1 protein-coding gene and 1 pseudogene are annotated in these 2,776 nt (G+C 63.4%); both read right to left on the reverse strand.

What is annotated here, in order from left to right; genetic code table 11:
* Window positions 1-33: 33 nt before the first annotated feature.
* Window positions 34-1,710: pseudogene (gene recD2 / locus ACLP25_RS24905) on the reverse strand (SF1B family DNA helicase RecD2); the annotation flags it as partial.
* 772 nt (window positions 1,711-2,482) lie between these two features.
* Window positions 2,483-2,776, reverse strand: a 294-nt coding sequence (locus ACLP25_RS24910) for a hypothetical protein (protein ID WP_442471806.1), incomplete at its 5' end; no start/stop codon positions are given.

Below are 2,776 nucleotides of genomic sequence, written 5' to 3' on the forward strand. Positions count from 1 at the left end.
GGCCACAGCCGGTCAAACTCCCTTAATAGAACCGAGGTCCGACAGTTCCCAAGCCGGACCCAAACCAATCTTCCCTTTTCTTCGGATGCGGGTCTTCACCAACTCCAAAATGCGTTGAACGGCGGTCTCGGGATCCTCGGCCGGAACGAAGTAGAAATCGCTGTCGCCGGCAGGCGGACTCAGATCGGGCATCGCGCCCTGGTTGATACGATGGGCGTTAGTGATGATCGGGCTCGCGGCGGCCTGCCGAAACACCTCAGTGAGGCGCCCCACGGGTACGGCGCCAGAGCCGATGATGTCGGCCAGGACCTGCCCGGGTCCGACGGAGGGGAGCTGGTCGATGTCGCCGACGATGAGCAGCGCCGCGTTGTCCGGCGTCGCCTTCATCATCGCCTGCATCAACATGACGTCGACCATCGAGGCCTCGTCGACCACGAGCAGGTCGCAATCGAGAGGATTTTCGGCATTGTGTTTGAACCCGCCGCTCTTGGGATCGACCTCCAGGAGCCGGTGGATCGTCTTCGCCTCGACGCCCGTCGCTTCGGTCATGCGCTTGGCTGCGCGACCCGTCGGGGCGCAAAGCAACAGTCGCACGCCCTTGGCCGCAAGGATCTTGAGGATCGAATTGACGATCGTCGTCTTGCCGACACCCGGCCCGCCGGTGATCACCAGCACCTTGGCAGTCAGGGCCAACCGGATCGCCGCCCGCTGACTGTCGGCTAGATGCAGGCCGCTGCGCTTTTCGACCCAGGGTACGGCCTTCTCTTCGTCGATCCACGGCCAGGGCAGCCGGCCGTTCACGATGCGGTTCAGCCGATCAGCGATCACTTGCTCGGCCCTGTAGAGGCCTGCCAGGAAGATGCAGGCGGTGTCACCGACCTTGTCGGCGATCACGGCGCCCTCGAATCGTTCGAGCTCGAGGGCCGTCAGGATCAATTGCTTCGGCGCTTCGAGCAGTTTTTCGGCGAGCGGAATCAGTTGATCCGCCGGCAGCCCGCAGTGACCTTCGTCCATCGCCTCGGTCAGCGCGTACGATATCCCGGCGCGCAGTCGGATCATGGCCGTCTTTTCGATGCCGAGCTTCATCGCGATCGCGTCGGCGGTCTTGAAACCGATGCCCCGGATGTCTCGGGCCAGCCGATAGGGGTTCTCGGTCATGACCTGCACGGCGTCGGCGCCGTAGGTCTTGTAGATGCGAACCGCCCGCGCGGTGCCGACCCCGTGGCTGTGCAGGAAGATCATGATCTCCCGGACGACCTTCTGCTCGGCCCAGGCGTCCGTGATGCGCTTGGCCCGAACCGCGCCGATGCCCGTCACTTCGCGAAGCCGATCAGGCTCGGCCTCGATGACGTCGAAGACCCTCTCCCCGAAGGCCTTGACCATTTTCCTCGCGTAGGCCGGCCCTATGCCCCGGATCATGCCGGACCCCAGGTATTTCTCGATCCCGTCGATCGAACTCGGCGCCGAGGTCTTGAGAAAGCGCGCCCTGAACTGCTGACCGTGGGCGCGATCGTTGATCCATTCGCCGGATGCGGTGATCCACTCGCCGGCCGAGATGATGGCGGCGTGGCCGACCACGGTCACCAGATCGCGATGTCCGCGCGCCTTCGCCCGGAGCACGCAGAAGCCGTTCTCGGCGTTGTGGAAAGTGACCCGCTCGACGAGACCTGCGAGCACTTCTTGGGTCGATGATTCCGACGTTGACTTCATGAGGGCGCCAGGATCGCCTGTTCTCCCTTCGCGCGCCACCCCGCGGATGCCGCCCCGCGCGCGAGGCGTCTCGGCAGCTTCTTCCATGATTTAATTTCTCGGCGTCATCAGTATAACCGACATTCCCTGGAATGGTTCGACGCTACGGCGATAATCGCCCTCTCGTCGGGAGTGCTTTCGCGCATGAAGGGGAATAAGGGTGTGAAATGAGCTCTCAAAGGACCGAAGAAAACAGACAGGAGGAATACGGGCGCCGCGTTGAAGCCGGTACGATGCGACAAGTGAACGCGGAAGAGCTGCTGTCCGAATTGAAGCGCCTGCTTGAGTCTTTAGGGCATCCGCCCTTCGCTCCCCGACCGTCCTCACCGTCTGCGTCGATCGTGTCCGCGTCACCTTCAGCTGCTGCGGAGCCTCAGCGATCGACCGACTTCGACAACGCACATGACAGTGCTGGTGAGTTGAGCGTCGACGGATCGCTGGAGGGCAGACCGGCGGACACGCGCGACACTTATGGGCAACATCAGGACCTGACCGGAGAGGTGACACACCTTCGTTCACCAAGGTGGAGACTAGCTGCTTCGGGGCTTGCTTTGGGCTTCGTGGCTCTCGCCGGCGCGGGCCTCGTCCTCAAGGCTGCCGCTCCCGGGTCGAAGAGCCCAGTCTCCGTTGTCCCAATGCAGGCGCAAAGCAATGTCCAGCCGCCCAGCGCGGAGTCCGTTGTCGCCTCGAGCGACGTCGGCGGCCCCCTCATGAAAGACAGCGCGCTGCCTGATCATACGCAAGTCGGCAGCACAGAAGCTGGAAGCAACGCTGCGGAATCGACACCAGAGACGTCGGCGGCGATCGACGCGCAACGGCCTGCCGAGGGCCCCAACGCAATGGCGAACGCAATGGCGGTCGCGACAACGGCCGATATGCCGGCCTTAGCAAGCGCGGCGACCGCAAGTGCATTGACGGCTTTACAAGCTGCTGGCCTTGAGCCGGTCCCGAGCGGCATGGTCAGGCCAGACGGGACGCCAATCGCTAAAATATCGACCAATTCGGCCGACTCGACATCTCCGGGCGA

It is taken from the genome of Roseiarcus sp. (assembly GCF_052145395.1).
In the GTDB taxonomy this organism is placed as follows: Bacteria; Pseudomonadota; Alphaproteobacteria; order Rhizobiales; family Beijerinckiaceae; genus Roseiarcus.